The sequence below is a fragment of the Sphingomonas sp. PP-CE-1A-559 genome (assembly GCF_004340965.1).
Classification (GTDB): domain Bacteria; phylum Pseudomonadota; class Alphaproteobacteria; order Sphingomonadales; family Sphingomonadaceae; genus Sphingomonas.
This window is the reverse complement of the sequence record NZ_SLYA01000001.1, coordinates 826,285-840,400: the sequence shown is the minus strand read 5'-3', so window position 1 is coordinate 840,400 and position 14,116 is coordinate 826,285. Positions and strand designations below refer to the sequence as shown.

Sequence of the window (14,116 nt, the reverse complement as noted above, 5' to 3'; positions counted from 1 at the left end):
TTCAGGCGGCGTGCTTCTTGGCGAACTCCGCAAAATACGCGTGCATGGTGGGATCGGCGATCGGCGCGATCAATCTCGCCACGTCGTCTGCAACCGCACCGTCACCGCGCAAGGGTCTGCCAGGCTGATGGCCCATTGCCCAGTCGGGAAAGCTGCGCTCGGCAATCGGGCGGTTGTCGAGTGTCACGGCGGCGAAGTGGCGTCCGTCGGCCTTGATGCGGTCGTACGTCTGCACGACAGCATCCGCCGGTCCTTCGAGAGCCTGCAGGAACCGACGTCCGCCGACAACCAACAAGCCCGTCACCCCAACAGCCGCATTGTTACGCCGCGACGCGCGCAGCACACCCTCAAGCTCGGCCTTCGACAGCTCGGAGCGGGCGGTACTGATGTAGATGAGACGTATCAACGCGAACTCCTTCGAGTCCGACGTAAACGTCAAATTAAACGGGAATTGCGGCGGTGTGTTCGGGACAGATCAGCGCATTTGCCCGTAGAAGCACCGCCCCCCGCACCGTCATCCGACCCACCGGACATGGTCGCTGCCGACAGAAATCGAGTATCGACCACGGCGCGAATGGCTGTTTTTCGGTATCACGCCAGTCTCGAGGTAATACGTCGCACGGCCTCATCCTTGCTTTTGATGCCGATCTCGGCTGTTGCCCAGCGATGAATATTCCCGCGCTGTATCATTCGGTTATTCTCTGGATCGGAGACGGCACCGGCCTGCCCGACGCGATCCTCCATATCCATGCCGGGCTTATCATCCTCATGCTCGTGCGGCTCATCAGCGGCCGGTCGCTGGGGACGCTCATCCCCTTACTGGTCGTCGTCCTGGCGGAACTTGGCAACGAAACGCTCGACTATCTCAACTACGGCATGCGCTGGGCTGACACGCTTTCGGATATCGGCAACACCATATTCTGGCCCCTGATCATCAGCCTGGGCGTAAGATTGCGTCCCATGGTCCGACGAGATCAGACCGTTCGGTAAGAACGCGGGTGTCGAATCCGACGGTGCACCGTGGTGGTTGGACCGAAGTAGATAGAGCCGGATCGTTCGAGATCGGTGTTCCGTCTTCGACGGAAACGGCTCGCTCGAGAAAAGGGAATAACGCGCGCGAGCCGCAGTCCGGATGGCCGGATACGGTCTTGGGACGTAGCCAGCTCGGATTTCATGCGCCTGCAAGCGTCCGGGATCAAGCGCTTTTTTGAACTCGGAGTATGCCGACCCGCCTTGGTGACGAGCCAAAGATTAGGACGAGCCGACATACCCGCGCATCAACCAACGGACGGGCATGTCGGGCGCATTGTTCGAGACATCTGAACGCGTTGCGGCCGAGCCCCTTATCGAAGGCGCGACACAATCAGATCAGCGCATCCAAGAGGCCGATCAACGGACGATCGGCGGGCGGCATCGGCAGCGCGTGCATCTCGTTCGGCCTCACCCAGCGCAAAGCGGTCGCTTCGAGCGCACGCGGCACGCCGGTCCATTTGCGCGTGATGTAGAGCAACAACAGCAAATGGCGATCGCCGAGCGGCGCGCTGGCGAACGTCGCAGGCGCGAGGCAGGCGTGCGGCACGACGATCGCCAGCTCCTCCTCGAGTTCGCGGATCAGGGCCGCCTCGGGAGTTTCGCCAGGCTCGATCTTGCCGCCGGGAAACTCCCAGAGACCGGCAAGCGACTTGCCTTCCGGACGTTGCTGCAAAAGCACGCGGCCTTCGAGGTCGACCAATGCGGCCGCTACGACGGGCAGCAGCAACGGCGCAGCGGGCATCGGTCCCGATACGGACGGATCGTTGGTCATTCCTTAATTTCCCCGCGACTAGACCGCATCCATGAGCCCTATATCCGTCGCGACGCATGCCGTCATCCGAACGATCGCGCGCGTGATGCGCGAAAGACGGGGGGCGACCGCGATCGAATACGGGCTCATCATCGCGCTGGTCGTGATCGCGATGATCGCCGGCCTCACCGCGCTTGCCGATACGACGACGGGCATGTGGGGCAACGTCAACTCGAAGGTCGCCAACGCGCGCTGATCCGCAAAAGAAACGGCGCCCACCTTAAACCTTTCTCAACCAACCACTTGTATCCCTCAAATCGCTGATCCGGTCCGTCCGGTGCAGCCGGGTGACACAGACGCAATCGAAACGATGGAGACCGGAATGAAGACGATCCGCAAGTTTTTCAAGAATTCCAAGGGTGCGACCGCAATCGAATACGGCCTGATCGCCGCGCTGATCGCAGTTGCCGCGATCGCCGCGATGCAGGGCCTGGGCACCAGCCTGACCAAGACGTTCAACAACGTCTCGACCAAGCTGAACACCTCGACCACGTAATCATCGCGCTGGAGAGTGGCGCAATCGCGACCGCTCTCCGGCACGACTTGCGAGTTCAAAGGGCGGCGGAACCTCGGTTCTGCCGCCCTTTCTGCGTGGCTCAGAGACGGCCCATCTTGAGGAACTTGGCCTGGCGGTCCTTGCGAAGTTCGCTCGGCGTAAGCGGCGCTAGGTCCCTGAGCGCAGACGACAGAGCGTCGGCGAGCGACTCGATCGCGGCTGCACGGTCGCGGTGCGCGCCACCCAGCGGCTCGGGGACGATGTCGTCGATCACGCCGAACGACTTCAGGTCTTGCGCAGTGATACGCATCGCTTCGGCGGCCTCGGGGGCCTTGTCGGCGGTGCGCCACAGGATCGAGGCGCAGCCTTCGGGACTGATCACCGAATAGATCGCGTGTTCGAACATCAGCACACGGTTGCCCGCGGCGAGCGCGACCGCGCCGCCCGAGCCGCCTTCGCCGACGATCGCCGAGACGATCGGGACGCCGGCGTTCAGACACGCTTCGGTCGACCGTGCGATCGCCTCGGCCTGGCCGCGCTCTTCGGCCTGGATGCCGGGGAACGCGCCGGAGGTGTCGACCAACGTGATGATCGGCAGGCCGAATCGGTTGGCGAGTTCGACCAGGCGGATCGCTTTCCGGTACCCTTCCGGCTTGCCCATGCCGAAATTGTGGCGGAGGCGGCTGGCGGTGTCGTCGCCCTTTTCGTGGCCGAGCACCATGATCTTACGCCCGCGGAACGTCGCGAAGCCGCCGATGATCGCCTGGTCGTCGCCGAAGGCGCGGTCGCCGGCGAGCGGCACGAACTCGTCGAACAGCGCGGCGACGTAATCCTTGAAGTGCGGACGCTCGGGATGGCGGGCGACCTGCGTCTTCTGCCACGGGGTCAGGCGCGCGAACGTGTCCTTCAGCAGCTTGTCGGACTTCGCCTGCAAGCGGGCGATGTCGGCGGCAAGGTCGACGCTGCCTTCGGCGGCGGTGTCGCGGAGTTCGTCGATCCGGCCCTGGAGTTCGGCGATCGGTTTCTCGAAGTCGAGGAAGCTTGGCATCAGCGGCGGTTACGGCGCGGGATCGCTCGCGTCAACGCGGCGGCATATCCGCGAGCGGGTGACGCGTGTTGACGAGTTCGACGAGGCGGCTCGAATCGACGTGCGTGTAGATTTCCGTGGTGGCGATGTCGGCATGGCCGAGCATCGATTGCAGCGCGCGCAGGTCCGCACCACCGGCGAGCAGATGCGTGGCGAAGGCGTGGCGCAGGACGTGCGGGCTCACGCGGTCGGGGGGAATGCCCGCCTCGGCCGCCAGCGCCTTCACGAGTTGATACAGGCGGATGCGCGAGAGATGGCCCTTGCCCGAGGGAAACAGCCAGAGACGATCGGTCGCGACGTGGGTGCGCCAGATCGCGACGGCGGCGCGCGCTCGGTCGGAGATGGGGACGAGCCGCTCGCGCCCGCCCTTGCCGCGCAGGATCAGGAATGGACGATCGGGATGTATAGCGTTGCGCGGCAGGCTGACGAGTTCGGTCGCGCGCAGGCCCGAGCCGTAGAGAAGCTCGAACAGCGCGGAGAGGCGCAGGTCGTTCGGGTCCAGCGGATCGCGGGCGGCGCGTTCGGCGATCGCCGAGAACAGGCGGTCGACGTCGACGTGGCTCAGGATCTTCGGCAAGGTGCGTGCTGTGCCGGGTCGGGGCAGCGCCTTGCCGGGATCGTCGGCACGGTGGCCTTCATCGGCAAGGAACGCAAAGAAGCGACGGAGTGACGCTGACTTTCGGCCTACGGTGGAGCGGGACAAGGTCGACCAGCCGCTCGCGAGCTTTGCCAGCGCGTCCGCATCCGCGTCGGCCAATCCGCCTTCCAGCACCTGCGAGGCGAGCGTCAGGTCACTGCGATACGCCGCCACCGTGTTGGCCGCAGCACCCACCTCCGCGGTCATCATTTCCAAGAACCGATCGATCAGCGCGCGATCGCTGGCGTGGCTCACGCGCGCGCGATCGCCTCGGCCGCGATCATCCGCGCCTCGCCGTCGAGACCGACGCCGCGCAGTGCGCCGACGATGCGGTACAGCGCCTCCGGGGGGATGTCCTTCCAGCTCCCCGCCTGCATGCCGACCGCCGCGAGCAGGACGACCGTGCCGGCCTGGCCGTCCCGCGCCGCGCGATCGAGCGCACGAGTCCAGGCATTGTCCGCGCCGATGCGAACGCCGAGCGACTGTGCTGCGCGCTCGATATCGCCCTGGTTGAGGCGACCGAGGCCTGCCAACCCTGCGAACAACATGCGCTGCTTCAACGCCGAATCGCCTTCGCCACCGGTATAGGATGCAAGGTCGGAATAGCTGAGGCGGCGATAGGCGTCGGGATCGCTGAGCATTATCATCGCCCAGGCGTCGCTGCCGGCGGGGACCGAGCCCAGCCAGCGCGCCGCGGTGCGATCGAGTCCGGCGGACAGCATTGATGCGACCAGCAGATCCGCGTCAGCCTTCGCAAGATTGGGGTTCAACCGCGAAGCCGCCCGCGCGGTCAGCACGAGCCGCGCATAGCTCGGACGCGCGTTCGCCCCGCCCCACAACTGACGCAGCGCGGTGAGCCGCGAATCCGGGTTGCGATCGGCATAGGCGGTCTGGAGATCGTTAGCGGTCGCGGTCGCGCCACTCTGCGTATCGTCGTCGGTCGCAGCCGCAGCGTAGAGATCGACGAGCGCCGCGCTGGACAGCACCCCCTGCCCTGCCGCAGCCTCGGCCGGGGCCAGTCGATCACCGAGCACGACCGAGGGCGACAGAGCCTGCCAGTATTTCACCTGAGGACCCGCGGTACCGTACAACTCGTCCGGCACGGTGACGCCGGTCGCCATCGCGAGCCCGAACCGCCACGCGGTCAGCCGGTCAACGCCGTCCCATTCGATCGTCACGGCCTGACGCCCCTGCGCGCCGGCGCCTACGACCTTCTGCGCTAGCAGCAGATCGACACCGCTGGCGACATTGCGCCGCTTGGCGGTCGCGATCAGCGGGCTCGCCTGCGCGGGATTGCCCGACAGCCCGGCACACATCGCCTGCGCCATCGTCCAGCCGCGCGCCGGGGCGTAGCGCATCGCCCCCGTCACCAGCGGACACAGGCCAGCCGGATCGCCGGTCGCCAGCGCGGTGTTCATCGCGACCTGATAGAGTTTCGGCGTGTAATTATTGGTGTCGACGTTCTGTGCGACCGCACGCGCCGCGACCGATTCGCCCATCCGCAGCAACAGCCACGCGCGCTCGGCAGCGAAGTCCGCGCCGTTCGTGCGGCTGGGCGTATCGACATGCGACACCAGCGCGCGCCGCAACAGGATCGACATCCAGCGCGACGGCAGCGGCGCACTCAGGCGGCGCATCAGCGTTTCGACATATTGGCCGTCCGCCTCACCGAAGGCATCGGTATCGAGACCGCCTTCGCTCGCCGTGACCGGGCCAACCGTCGCGAGCGAGCGACGCGCGGACGCAGGCATCTCGTACTGCGCGAGCACGGCCGGATCGACCGGCGCAGCCGTCGCGACAGGTGGCACCAGCGCCGCGTCGCCCGGCGTAGTGGGCGGCAAAGGCTGGATCATCGCACCCGGTTGCGCGGGTGCCGGAGCCGGAGCGGTCGGTTGCGCGGGATCGGTCGGACGTGCCGGCTGCGTACCGGCAGGCGGCGTCGGTCGTGGTGCAGGCGCGGGCGTCGGTTCGCCGAACCCCGGCGGCAGGATCGATTCGGGGCGATCCTGTCCGGTTGCGGGTGCCAGCGCGACCAAGGCTCCGACGGCAACCGCCGCCGCTAAGGATGCCTTAGGAGAGGTTCGCAAGCGTCACGGCCTTTTCGACGTGGCTCTGCGGACGCTCGGTCGCGCGCCCTGCCAACAGGAACAGGCCGCCGACCACGACCACGAGAACGACGACGACCGAGACGATGAAACGGGACATACGACGTAACCTTGTAGTGGACGGGGGTAATGAACGGGGCAGAAAATCGCGCGCCAAGAGCTTTTGCCCTCGCGCGGTGCCGCTGTATAGCGCGGGCTACGATGTTGCAAAGCCACAACCCTTCCGGCGGACCCTCGGGCGGTCGCCGCCCTGCCCCGATCGATCGCCCGATCGTGCTCGTCGGGTTGATGGGCGTCGGCAAGACCACCGTCGGCCGCCGCCTCGCGCTGCGCATGAACCTGCCGTTCGTCGATGCCGACCATGAGATCGAGGCCGCGTCGGGGATGACGGTCGCCGAGATCTTCGCCAAATACGGCGAGGAGTATTTCCGCGATGGCGAGCGCCGCGTGATCGCGCGGCTGATCGACGGCACGCCCAAGATCATCGCGACCGGCGGCGGCGCGTTCATCAACGACGACACGCGGGCGCTCATTCTGCGCGATGCGACGTCGGTGTGGCTCAGCGCGCATCCCGACATCCTGGTCGAGCGCGTGGGCCGGCGCGATACGCGGCCGCTGCTCCGCAACCGCGATCCGGGCAAAGTGCTCGCCGAACTGGCGCGCGTGCGCAACCCGATCTACGCGCAGGCGCACATCCATATTGTCAGCAACAAGACGCCGCACGAAGCGACCGTCGCCGCTATCCTGAGAGCGCTTGGCCGATGAAGACCGTTATCGTTGAACTGGGTGCGCGGACGTACCCGATCCACATCGAAGCCGGGTTGTTCGCGCGGGCTGGCGAGTTCCTTGCGCCGCTCGCGAAGGGCCGGCGGGTTGCGATCGTCACCGACGAGAATTTGTCGGTGCATCTCGCGACGTTGCAGGCTTCCCTGACTGCGGCGGGGATCGCGTCGGAGGCGATCGTGCTGGCACCCGGCGAGGGCAGCAAGAGCTGGGCGACGCTGGAGATGCTGTGCGACCGACTGCTCGAACTCGGTGTCGAGCGCGGCGATCACGTCGTCGCGCTGGGCGGCGGCGTGATGGGGGACCTGGTCGGGTTCGCCTGCTCGATCCTGAAGCGCGGGTGCAACTTCGTGCAGATCCCTACGAGCCTGCTCGCGCAGGTCGACAGCTCGGTCGGCGGCAAGACCGCGATCAACACGAAGGCCGGCAAGAATTTGATCGGTGCGTTTCACCAGCCCGTGATGGTGCTGATCGATCCGCAGGTGCTCGACACGCTGCCCATCCGCGAGTTGCGCGCTGGCTATGCCGAGGTCGTCAAATACGGGCTTATAGATGACTTCGCGTTCTTCGAATGGTGCGAGGCGAATGGCGCCGCGTTGCTGGACGGCGATATTGGCCTGCGCGAATACGCGATCGCACACAGCGTTTCGGCCAAGGCGCGGATCGTCGCGGCGGACGAGCATGAGACCAACGGGACGCGCGCCCTGCTCAATCTCGGCCACACCTTCGGGCATGCGCTGGAGGCGGAGACCGGGTTCTCGCAGGCGCTGATCCACGGCGAGGGTGTCGCGGCGGGTTGTTCGCTGGCGTTCGGATTCTCGGCCTCGCAAGGGATTTGCTCGGGACAGGATGCCGAGCGAGTAGCAGCGCATTGGCGCGACGTCGGGCTGCCGGACAGTCTGGCTGCTGCGAAGATCGGCGCGAGCGGTGCGCGGCTGGTCGATCACATGCGCCACGACAAGAAGATGGCGGCGGGCACTCTACCCTTCCTGCTCGCGCGCGGGATCGGCCAGACGTATCTCGACAAGACGGTCGACCTCTCCGACGTCGAGACCTTCCTCGACGCGCAGCCGCGCTGATGCCCAATGGTGTCGCCAAGCAGAATTTGCCGACAAAGGTGTGTCCGGCGTGCGAACGGCCGTTCACCTGGCGCAAGAAATGGGCGCGAGATTGGGACAGCGTGATCTATTGTTCGGACGCGTGCCGGAAGAAGCGGTAGCGTTTTAAGACCCACAAGAAGCTTGTTCACCCGCGAAAGCGGGTGCCCAGTCTGGGCACCCGCCTTCGCGGGTGAACAAGGAGGTCAGGTCCGCGCCGCGCTCCAAGCCAGCCACAACCAGCCGCCGATCAGCAGCGCACCACCGATCGGCGTAATCGCGCCGAACCAGCGCGGCGCGCCCAGCGCCATCGCGTACAACGTGAACGCAAAGATCGCCGCGCCGACCACGAATAGCCAAGCCGGCCCCCGCGCCTCCATCCGCACCGCAACCAGCGCCGCGACGACGTGGACGAGTTGATACTGCGCGCCGGTCTTCAGCCACTCCGCCGCCAATCCGCTCGCGCCATGCGCACCGAACGCCCCCGCCGCGACCGCGATCGCGCCGGACAGCGCTGCCAGGATAGCGATAATCATTGCGTATCATTCCCCCAAGGAAAGCGTTTGGCGGTCTCGGCACGCGCCGCGCGCATGTCGCCGGAATCGATCTGCAACTGCAACCGCTCCTTGTCCCGCGCGCGGTATTGCTCCTCCGCGCGATCGATATCGGCCGGCGCGATCTCCAGCCCGCGCATGACCAGGCGCGCCATCTTCACCGCGGACTCCATCACTTCGCGCACCACCGCGGTCGCCGACGTGTTCTTCAACTTGACCAGAGCGCGGCGATCGAACGCGCGCACGTAGATGGCAGCATCCGGGAAAGCCTCGTGCACGCCCTCGATCGTGTCCGGATCGAGCTGGTCCCCGTCCATGCAGAAGCAGATGATCTCCGCCTCGGACGCGCCCGCCTGCCGCAGCAGGTCGAGCCGCGTGCCGTCGCCGTAATAGACCTTCGCGCCGAACTCACCGGCGATGTCGATCATCTCGATATCGGTGTCGATCAACGTCACCGGGATATCCTGCGCGAGCAGCATCTGGCCGACCGTCTGGCCGAACCGCCCATAGCCGACGATGATCGCATTCGCGCCATCGACCTTGGGGCCGTCGCGCTCCTGCCCCTCGGCGATCGGCTCGGTCCGGAAGCGCCGCGTGATGCCCATCAGGAACGGCGTGGTCGCCATCGACAGCGTGATGATCGCGCCGAACAGGCTAGCCGCCTGCGGTTCGATCAGCAGCCCGGCCTGCGCCTGCGCGAACAGCACGAAGCCGAACTCGCCGCCCTGGCTGAGCAGCAGCCCGAGCGCGAATGCCTGCCGCCACGTCATCTTGAACGCCATGCCGATCAGCATGATCACGCTGGTCTTGGTGGCGATCAGCGCGGCGGCCATCGCCATCACGAAGACCGGTCGCTCGGCGATCGCGTTGAGGTCCAGCACCATACCGACCGCGAGAAAAAACAACCCGAGCAGGATCGATCGGAACGGCTCGACGTCTGCTTCGAGTTCATGCCGATACGGGCTGTCCGCGAGCATCACGCCGGCGATGAACGCGCCGAGCGCGGTCGACAGCCCGAGCCATTCCATGATCGCGGCGCTCGCGATGACGGTGAACAGGCCGGCGAACACGAACATCTCGCGCTCGCCGAGATTGCCGATGAGGCGGAAGAACGGGCGTAGAAGGAAGCGCCCTGCGACGACAAGGCCGACGACCGCGAGCACCGTGTAGATCGCGAGCAACCAGCCGGGAGGCGCGTTGGCATCGGCGGGATTGCGGCTCATCGCCGCGACGATCGTGATCAAGGGTACGATCGAGAGATCCTGAAACAGCAGGATCGAGAAGGCCCGCTCACCGAACGGTGTGCGCATCCGCCCCGACGAGCGGAGCATCGGCAGAACCTGCGCCGTCGACGACAGGGCAAGCGGCAGGCCTAGCGCGAGCGCGGCGGGGAGCGAGAACTTCGCCCCAACCCAGACGATCGCGGTGATCGCGAGCCCGCAGATCGCGACCTGAAGGAGCCCCAATCCGAAGATCTCCTCCTTCATCTTCCACAGCCGTGACGGGTTCAGTTCGAGCCCGACGATGAACAGCAGCAGCGTGATGCCGAGTTCGGCGAACCCGAGCTTCGACTCCGCATCGCCGACCAGACCCAGCACATGCGGCCCGACAACCGCACCCGCAACCAGATACCCCAGCGTCGCGCCGAGCCCGAGCCGGCGGAACAGCAGCACGAACATCAGCCCGAACCCGAGCAGTACGACGCCGTCGCGGAGCAGCGACGGCGACGTGCCCTCCGCCATCAGACCTTCGCCTTTGCAGCGGTATCGGCAGCCTCGGCCGCGGCTTCGAACGCGAGCCGGATCGAGGGGTGGCGCGCGGTGTAGTCGAGCGCGGGGGTGAAGATATCCATCCCCGGCCAATCGGGCGCATCGCCCTCACGCGCAAGCCACGCCGTCAGCGCGTCGCGCGTGGCGGCGAGTTCGGCGGGGGTGCGGCCAAGGATGTTCGACGCCAGCAGCGACGACGAAGCCTGGCCTAGCGCGCAGGCGCGGACCAGCAGGCCGACCTCGCTAACCTTGCCCTCGTCGTCGACCGCGACGTCGATCGTCACGCGGCTGCCGCAGATCGGCGAGCGTTTCTCCGCGGTCGCCATCGGCTCGGGCAGGCGTTCATGGTGCGGGATCGTCGCGGCGAGGCGCAGGATCTCGGCATTGTAGAGGGGCGCGCTCATGATTTCGGCTCGCTTGCGTTATCGGATCTGGAAGGCGGCGTTGTGGCGCCGAAGACGGGTTTGCCGCGGCGGCGGCGGTCGACGAAATCGGCGATCCCCGCGCTGGTCGCGTTGAGCAGCGGATAGGTCCGCGACGTCGTCATCCAGCCAGGCCGGCGCGACGGTCCACCACTCATCGTGTCGATCACGAGCGTCGCGAGCAGGAAGACGAGGCTGGCGAGGATAAGCCCTTTCAACGCGCCGAACCCGAAGCCGAGCGCACGATCGACCGGCCCGAGGATCGAGGTCCGCGTTCGCGCGCCGATCGCGTTGGCGACGAGCCGCCCGCCGATATAGGTGACGCCGGTGATGATCGCGAACGCGAGCACCGCGGCGCCCCCCACGGTCCCGACCATCGGCGACAGCGCGGCGGCGAGCGGGATGTGGAACAGCTTCAACATCGCCACCATCGCCACCCAGGCGAACATCGACAGCACTTCGGTGACGAACCCGCGGATCAGCCCCAGCACCGCGGACCCGGCGACGGCGATCAGGACGACGATGTCTAGGGCGGTGAGGTTCATGGTCTCTGGAATAGGGACGCGCGGCGCGAACTGCTAGTGCGGGTTGCGACCGGCGCGCTCTAGTGATTCAAACCGAACACTCCGTAGCGCTCGCGCCACGCGGCGACTTCGTCCTGCAAATGCGCGGGTGCGGCCTCGCCTGAGAGCACGAAGCGGGCGACGTCGGTGTCGGGATGCATCAGCATTTTCTTCGACCCGTCGCTGAACCAGACCGGGACGAGCTGGTCGCACACGCTGTCCAACACGGTGGCGGCCATGCCGCTCGCGATCGCGTCGCTGCCTCCGAGGACGCGGACGTTGATCGAGACGCCTTCGAGGCAGTTCTGCGGTTCCTTGACGAAATTGAGCGAGACGAGGAGCCCGGACCGGTCGGGCCGTGCTTCGTCGGGCAAGCTCGCAACCCGTCGCCACGCGCAGAACCAGGTGCGGCAGATGCGCGGGCGAACCGCATGAATGCCGCACCCCTTATTGGAGAGATGGACGCACGGCGTTCCCGCTGGCTTGGCGAACTCCGGCGTATTTACTGTCAATTCGGTGCAGCAAGCGGTGCAATCGCCGCACTCTCGATTGGGCAGGATCGGCCCCAGCAACGTTGTTTCCACGTCGGTTTGGGGCTGCATCCGCGTGCGTGCGTCCGTCGGGGTCGGGGTTTCACGCCGATCCACGGTTCAATTCCCTTCGGAATCCACCGTGAAGACCATCGGTTTGCCCCGCGACATCGGCTCCCATCCCGCGGCCAACGCCGCCCGCACGCCGCGAGCGATCGTCGCGTCGTCGATCTGGAGCCGCCCGCGCGGCAATCCCTTCAACAGGCGTTTCGGCGCGGGGAACTCGAGCAGGGCTTCGCGTTTGGCGTCGTCCTGCAACAGCGAGATCGTCATGCCCTTCCAGCCTTCGGCATCCGTGTGTTGCGGTTCGCGCTGGAGGTGCCAGTCGTATCGGGTGCCGTCGACCTCGACGGTACCGGTATTGCTTTTCGTGTTCGCCATGCGGGTGGCCATAGCATGGCTGTCGCGAGAGGCCATGCGTTCGGGGTGTTGCAGATTTGGCACGCGCGGTGCTTTTACATGGTTCGATCAATCGGTGCCTGACGATCGCAGCTCGTGCACCACCCCGGCGGAGGCCGGGGTCCAGTTGGAAAGGTCGCAATAACTACGCTCAACGGATGCCAGCCACGTCCCCCAACTGGGCCCCGGCCTCCGCCGGGGAGGTGACGAGCCGGGACGTTAACAACGAACCGGAGCTATTCCCGTCCTGCAGGTACGCCTGGCCCAACACCGTCACTAACGCTGCTCTGTTCTCCCGCGAAGGCGGGAGTCCAGTCTGGGTCCCCGCCTTCGCGGGGAAACAAGGTTTCGGGTGTCTAACCCCGCCCCATCATGTGATCGACGAAAGAGGCCAGCGTCTTGAACCCCGAGAGCTTCATCCCGCTCTTCTCCCCCGTCATCGACGCCGGCACCAGCGCACGCTCGAAGCCGAGCTTGCTCGCCTCCTTCAATCGAAGCGGCCCATGCGCGACCGGGCGGATTTCACCCGACAGGGCGACCTCGCCGAACGCCACCGCATCGACCGGCACTGGCCGCTCCGACATCGCAGAGATCAGCGCCGCTGCCACCGCCAGATCCGCCGCCGGATCCTGCACGCGGTAGCCGCCGGCGATGTTGAGATAGACTTCGGCATTGGAGAAGCTCAGCCCACACCGCGCCTCCAGCACCGCCAGAATCATCGCGAGACGTCCCGAATCCCAGCCGACGACCGCACGCCGTGGCGTAGCGCCCGACGCCAGCCGGACGGTAAGCGCCTGAATTTCGACCAGCACCGGCCTTGTCCCTTCCAGAGCCGGAAACACCGTCGCTCCTGTCATCGCATCATCGCGGTGCGTCAGGAACAGCGAGGACGGGTTGCCGACCTCCGCCAGCCCCTCCGTCTGCATCGAGAACACGCCGATCTCGTCGGTCCCGCCGAAGCGGTTCTTGATCGCGCGGAGAATGCGGTACTGGTGGCTGCGTTCGCCCTCGAACGACAGCACCGTGTCGACCATATGCTCGAGCACGCGGGGGCCAGCGATCGAGCCGTCCTTCGTCACGTGCCCGACCAGAACGACGGCCGTACCGCGTTCCTTGGCGAAGCGGATCAGCTCCTGCGCCGACGCACGGACCTGGCTGACGGTGCCGGGCGCGCCCTCGATCAGGTCGGAATGCATCGTCTGGATCGAATCGATCACCAACATCGCGGGAGGCCGCGTCTGCAACGTCGTCAGGATGTCGCGTGTCGAGGTCGCCGCCGCGAGCTGCACCGGCGCATTGCCAAGGCCGAGCCGCCGCGCGCGCAGCCGGACCTGGTCCGCCGCTTCCTCGCCAGAAACGTACGCGACCGACTGGCCGGCGAGCGCCATCTTCGCCGCCGCCTGAAGCAAGAGCGTCGATTTACCAATCCCCGGGTCACCGCCGATCAGCGTTGCAGAGCCCTCGACGAACCCGCCGCCCAGCGCGCGATCGAGTTCGGCGATCCCGGTCGCCATCCGGTCGGGCAGCTTGATCTCCGCATCGAGCCCGACGAGCTGGATCGCACGGCCGCCGGTCTGGAGATTGTGCTTCGAATGGAACGGGGTGGCGGCGGTGTTCGCCTCCTCGACCAGCGTGTTCCATTCGCTGCAATCGGCGCATTGCCCCGCCCAGCGGTGCGATACCGATCCGCAGGCCTGACACACGTAACGCTTCTGAGGTTTCGCCATACCCCGATGTACGAGAACGATACGGGAACATCAATGGCTGGCGG

Annotated in this window: 19 protein-coding genes; 6 read left to right on the top strand and 13 right to left on the bottom strand. The window is 66.3% G+C overall.

Going from position 1 to position 14,116, the window contains the following annotated elements; all coding sequences use genetic code 11:
* Position 1: 1 nt before the first annotated feature.
* Entirely contained in the window at positions 2-406 is a 405-nt protein-coding gene (locus C8J42_RS03750) for a BLUF domain-containing protein (RefSeq protein WP_133018907.1), read from the bottom strand.
* A gap of 260 nt (positions 407-666) precedes the next feature.
* Here C8J42_RS03750 and C8J42_RS03745 point away from each other — a divergent pair, with 260 nt between their 5' ends.
* Positions 667-990, top strand: coding sequence for a hypothetical protein (locus C8J42_RS03745; protein WP_133019215.1), 324 nt, complete (start codon positions 667-669; stop codon positions 988-990).
* A gap of 373 nt (positions 991-1,363) precedes the next feature.
* On the opposite strand, the gene C8J42_RS03740 is transcribed toward C8J42_RS03745, so the two are convergent.
* Positions 1,364-1,804: a (deoxy)nucleoside triphosphate pyrophosphohydrolase gene (locus tag C8J42_RS03740; protein ID WP_243644051.1), complete on the bottom strand. Its 441-nt coding sequence runs from the start codon at positions 1,802-1,804 to the stop codon at positions 1,364-1,366.
* Positions 1,805-1,835: 31 nt separating this feature from the next.
* On the opposite strand from C8J42_RS03740, the gene C8J42_RS03735 reads away from it, so the two are divergent.
* Positions 1,836-2,039: a Flp family type IVb pilin gene (locus tag C8J42_RS03735; protein ID WP_056062427.1), complete on the top strand. Its 204-nt coding sequence runs from the start codon at positions 1,836-1,838 to the stop codon at positions 2,037-2,039.
* A gap of 126 nt (positions 2,040-2,165) precedes the next feature.
* Positions 2,166-2,339, top strand: a complete 174-nt coding sequence (locus C8J42_RS03730) for a Flp family type IVb pilin (protein WP_056063336.1) — start codon at positions 2,166-2,168, stop codon at positions 2,337-2,339.
* A 100-nt stretch (positions 2,340-2,439) separates the two neighbouring features.
* Here the strand turns inward: C8J42_RS03730 and C8J42_RS03725 are convergent, their stop codons facing one another.
* Genes C8J42_RS03725 through C8J42_RS20610 form a run of 4 tightly spaced genes read right to left on the bottom strand, consistent with a single transcriptional unit; the run spans position 2,440 to position 6,268 of the window.
* Complete coding sequence (locus C8J42_RS03725) at positions 2,440-3,387, bottom strand: acetyl-CoA carboxylase carboxyltransferase subunit alpha (RefSeq protein WP_056062425.1); 948 nt, start codon at positions 3,385-3,387, stop codon at positions 2,440-2,442.
* Between the two features lie 31 nt (positions 3,388-3,418).
* On the bottom strand, positions 3,419-4,318 hold the full coding sequence (locus C8J42_RS03720) for a tyrosine-type recombinase/integrase (protein ID WP_279388704.1): 900 nt from the start codon (positions 4,316-4,318) through the stop codon (positions 3,419-3,421).
* Positions 4,315-6,099, bottom strand: a complete 1,785-nt coding sequence (locus C8J42_RS03715) for a hypothetical protein (protein ID WP_279388703.1) — start codon at positions 6,097-6,099, stop codon at positions 4,315-4,317. Before C8J42_RS03715 ends, C8J42_RS03720 begins: the two co-directional genes overlap by 4 nt.
* Positions 6,100-6,133: 34 nt before the next feature.
* On the bottom strand, positions 6,134-6,268 hold the full coding sequence (locus tag C8J42_RS20610; RefSeq protein WP_258191373.1) for a hypothetical protein: 135 nt from the start codon (positions 6,266-6,268) through the stop codon (positions 6,134-6,136).
* Between the two features lie 101 nt (positions 6,269-6,369).
* Here C8J42_RS20610 and C8J42_RS03710 point away from each other — a divergent pair, with 101 nt between their 5' ends.
* From C8J42_RS03710 to C8J42_RS03700, 3 genes are read left to right on the top strand one after another with little or no spacing between them, the layout of a single operon-like run.
* Complete coding sequence (locus tag C8J42_RS03710) at positions 6,370-6,933, top strand: shikimate kinase (RefSeq protein ID WP_133018905.1); 564 nt, start codon at positions 6,370-6,372, stop codon at positions 6,931-6,933.
* Positions 6,930-8,030: a 3-dehydroquinate synthase gene (aroB, locus tag C8J42_RS03705; protein WP_133018904.1), complete on the top strand. Its 1,101-nt coding sequence runs from the start codon at positions 6,930-6,932 to the stop codon at positions 8,028-8,030. Before C8J42_RS03710 ends, aroB begins: the two co-directional genes overlap by 4 nt.
* A complete protein-coding gene (locus C8J42_RS03700; protein WP_082444318.1) occupies positions 8,030-8,170 on the top strand; it encodes a DUF2256 domain-containing protein in 141 nt (46 codons plus the stop codon). The genes aroB and C8J42_RS03700 overlap by 1 nt, the downstream gene beginning before the upstream one ends.
* A gap of 84 nt (positions 8,171-8,254) precedes the next feature.
* On the opposite strand, the gene C8J42_RS03695 is transcribed toward C8J42_RS03700, so the two are convergent.
* The 7 genes from C8J42_RS03695 to radA all read right to left on the bottom strand — a co-directional run bounded on the left by C8J42_RS03695 (position 8,255) and on the right by radA (position 14,072).
* A complete protein-coding gene (locus C8J42_RS03695; protein WP_133018903.1) occupies positions 8,255-8,584 on the bottom strand; it encodes a DUF423 domain-containing protein in 330 nt (109 codons plus the stop codon).
* Entirely contained in the window at positions 8,581-10,344 is a 1,764-nt protein-coding gene (locus tag C8J42_RS03690) for a cation:proton antiporter (protein WP_133018902.1), read from the bottom strand. The genes C8J42_RS03695 and C8J42_RS03690 overlap by 4 nt, the downstream gene beginning before the upstream one ends.
* Positions 10,344-10,775, bottom strand: a complete 432-nt coding sequence (locus C8J42_RS03685) for an iron-sulfur cluster assembly scaffold protein (RefSeq protein ID WP_056486213.1) — start codon at positions 10,773-10,775, stop codon at positions 10,344-10,346. Before C8J42_RS03685 ends, C8J42_RS03690 begins: the two co-directional genes overlap by 1 nt.
* Positions 10,772-11,338, bottom strand: a complete 567-nt coding sequence (locus tag C8J42_RS03680) for a CvpA family protein (protein WP_133018901.1) — start codon at positions 11,336-11,338, stop codon at positions 10,772-10,774. The genes C8J42_RS03685 and C8J42_RS03680 overlap by 4 nt, the downstream gene beginning before the upstream one ends.
* A 59-nt stretch (positions 11,339-11,397) precedes the next feature.
* Positions 11,398-11,958, bottom strand: coding sequence for a YkgJ family cysteine cluster protein (locus tag C8J42_RS03675; RefSeq protein ID WP_133019212.1), 561 nt, complete (start codon positions 11,956-11,958; stop codon positions 11,398-11,400).
* A 48-nt stretch (positions 11,959-12,006) separates the two neighbouring features.
* Positions 12,007-12,327: a hypothetical protein gene (locus C8J42_RS03670; protein WP_200924160.1), complete on the bottom strand. Its 321-nt coding sequence runs from the start codon at positions 12,325-12,327 to the stop codon at positions 12,007-12,009.
* A gap of 374 nt (positions 12,328-12,701) precedes the next feature.
* Positions 12,702-14,072, bottom strand: coding sequence for a DNA repair protein RadA (gene radA / locus C8J42_RS03665; protein WP_093399340.1), 1,371 nt, complete (start codon positions 14,070-14,072; stop codon positions 12,702-12,704).
* Positions 14,073-14,116 lie beyond the last annotated feature (44 nt).

Bases quoted from the DNA above. Each gene is read 5' to 3' on its own strand.
- aroB (WP_133018904.1), top strand. From the start codon at position 6,930: ATGAAGACCGTTATCGTTGAACTGGGTGCGCGGACGTACCCGATCCAC.
- C8J42_RS03710 (WP_133018905.1), top strand. From the start codon at position 6,370: ATGTTGCAAAGCCACAACCCTTCCGGCGGACCCTCGGGCGGTCGCCGC.
- C8J42_RS03680 (WP_133018901.1), bottom strand. From the start codon at position 11,338: ATGAACCTCACCGCCCTAGACATCGTCGTCCTGATCGCCGTCGCCGGG.
- C8J42_RS03725 (WP_056062425.1), bottom strand. From the start codon at position 3,387: ATGCCAAGCTTCCTCGACTTCGAGAAACCGATCGCCGAACTCCAGGGC.
- C8J42_RS03730 (WP_056063336.1), top strand. From the start codon at position 2,166: ATGAAGACGATCCGCAAGTTTTTCAAGAATTCCAAGGGTGCGACCGCA.
- C8J42_RS03740 (WP_243644051.1), bottom strand. From the start codon at position 1,804: ATGACCAACGATCCGTCCGTATCGGGACCGATGCCCGCTGCGCCGTTG.
- C8J42_RS03700 (WP_082444318.1), top strand. From the start codon at position 8,030: ATGCCCAATGGTGTCGCCAAGCAGAATTTGCCGACAAAGGTGTGTCCG.
- radA (WP_093399340.1), bottom strand. From the start codon at position 14,072: ATGGCGAAACCTCAGAAGCGTTACGTGTGTCAGGCCTGCGGATCGGTA.
- C8J42_RS03690 (WP_133018902.1), bottom strand. From the start codon at position 10,344: ATGGCGGAGGGCACGTCGCCGTCGCTGCTCCGCGACGGCGTCGTACTG.
- C8J42_RS20610 (WP_258191373.1), bottom strand. From the start codon at position 6,268: ATGTCCCGTTTCATCGTCTCGGTCGTCGTCGTTCTCGTGGTCGTGGTC.
- C8J42_RS03670 (WP_200924160.1), bottom strand. From the start codon at position 12,327: ATGGCGAACACGAAAAGCAATACCGGTACCGTCGAGGTCGACGGCACC.
- C8J42_RS03695 (WP_133018903.1), bottom strand. From the start codon at position 8,584: ATGATTATCGCTATCCTGGCAGCGCTGTCCGGCGCGATCGCGGTCGCG.
- C8J42_RS03735 (WP_056062427.1), top strand. From the start codon at position 1,836: ATGAGCCCTATATCCGTCGCGACGCATGCCGTCATCCGAACGATCGCG.
- C8J42_RS03685 (WP_056486213.1), bottom strand. From the start codon at position 10,775: ATGAGCGCGCCCCTCTACAATGCCGAGATCCTGCGCCTCGCCGCGACG.
- C8J42_RS03675 (WP_133019212.1), bottom strand. From the start codon at position 11,958: ATGCAGCCCCAAACCGACGTGGAAACAACGTTGCTGGGGCCGATCCTG.
- C8J42_RS03745 (WP_133019215.1), top strand. From the start codon at position 667: ATGAATATTCCCGCGCTGTATCATTCGGTTATTCTCTGGATCGGAGAC.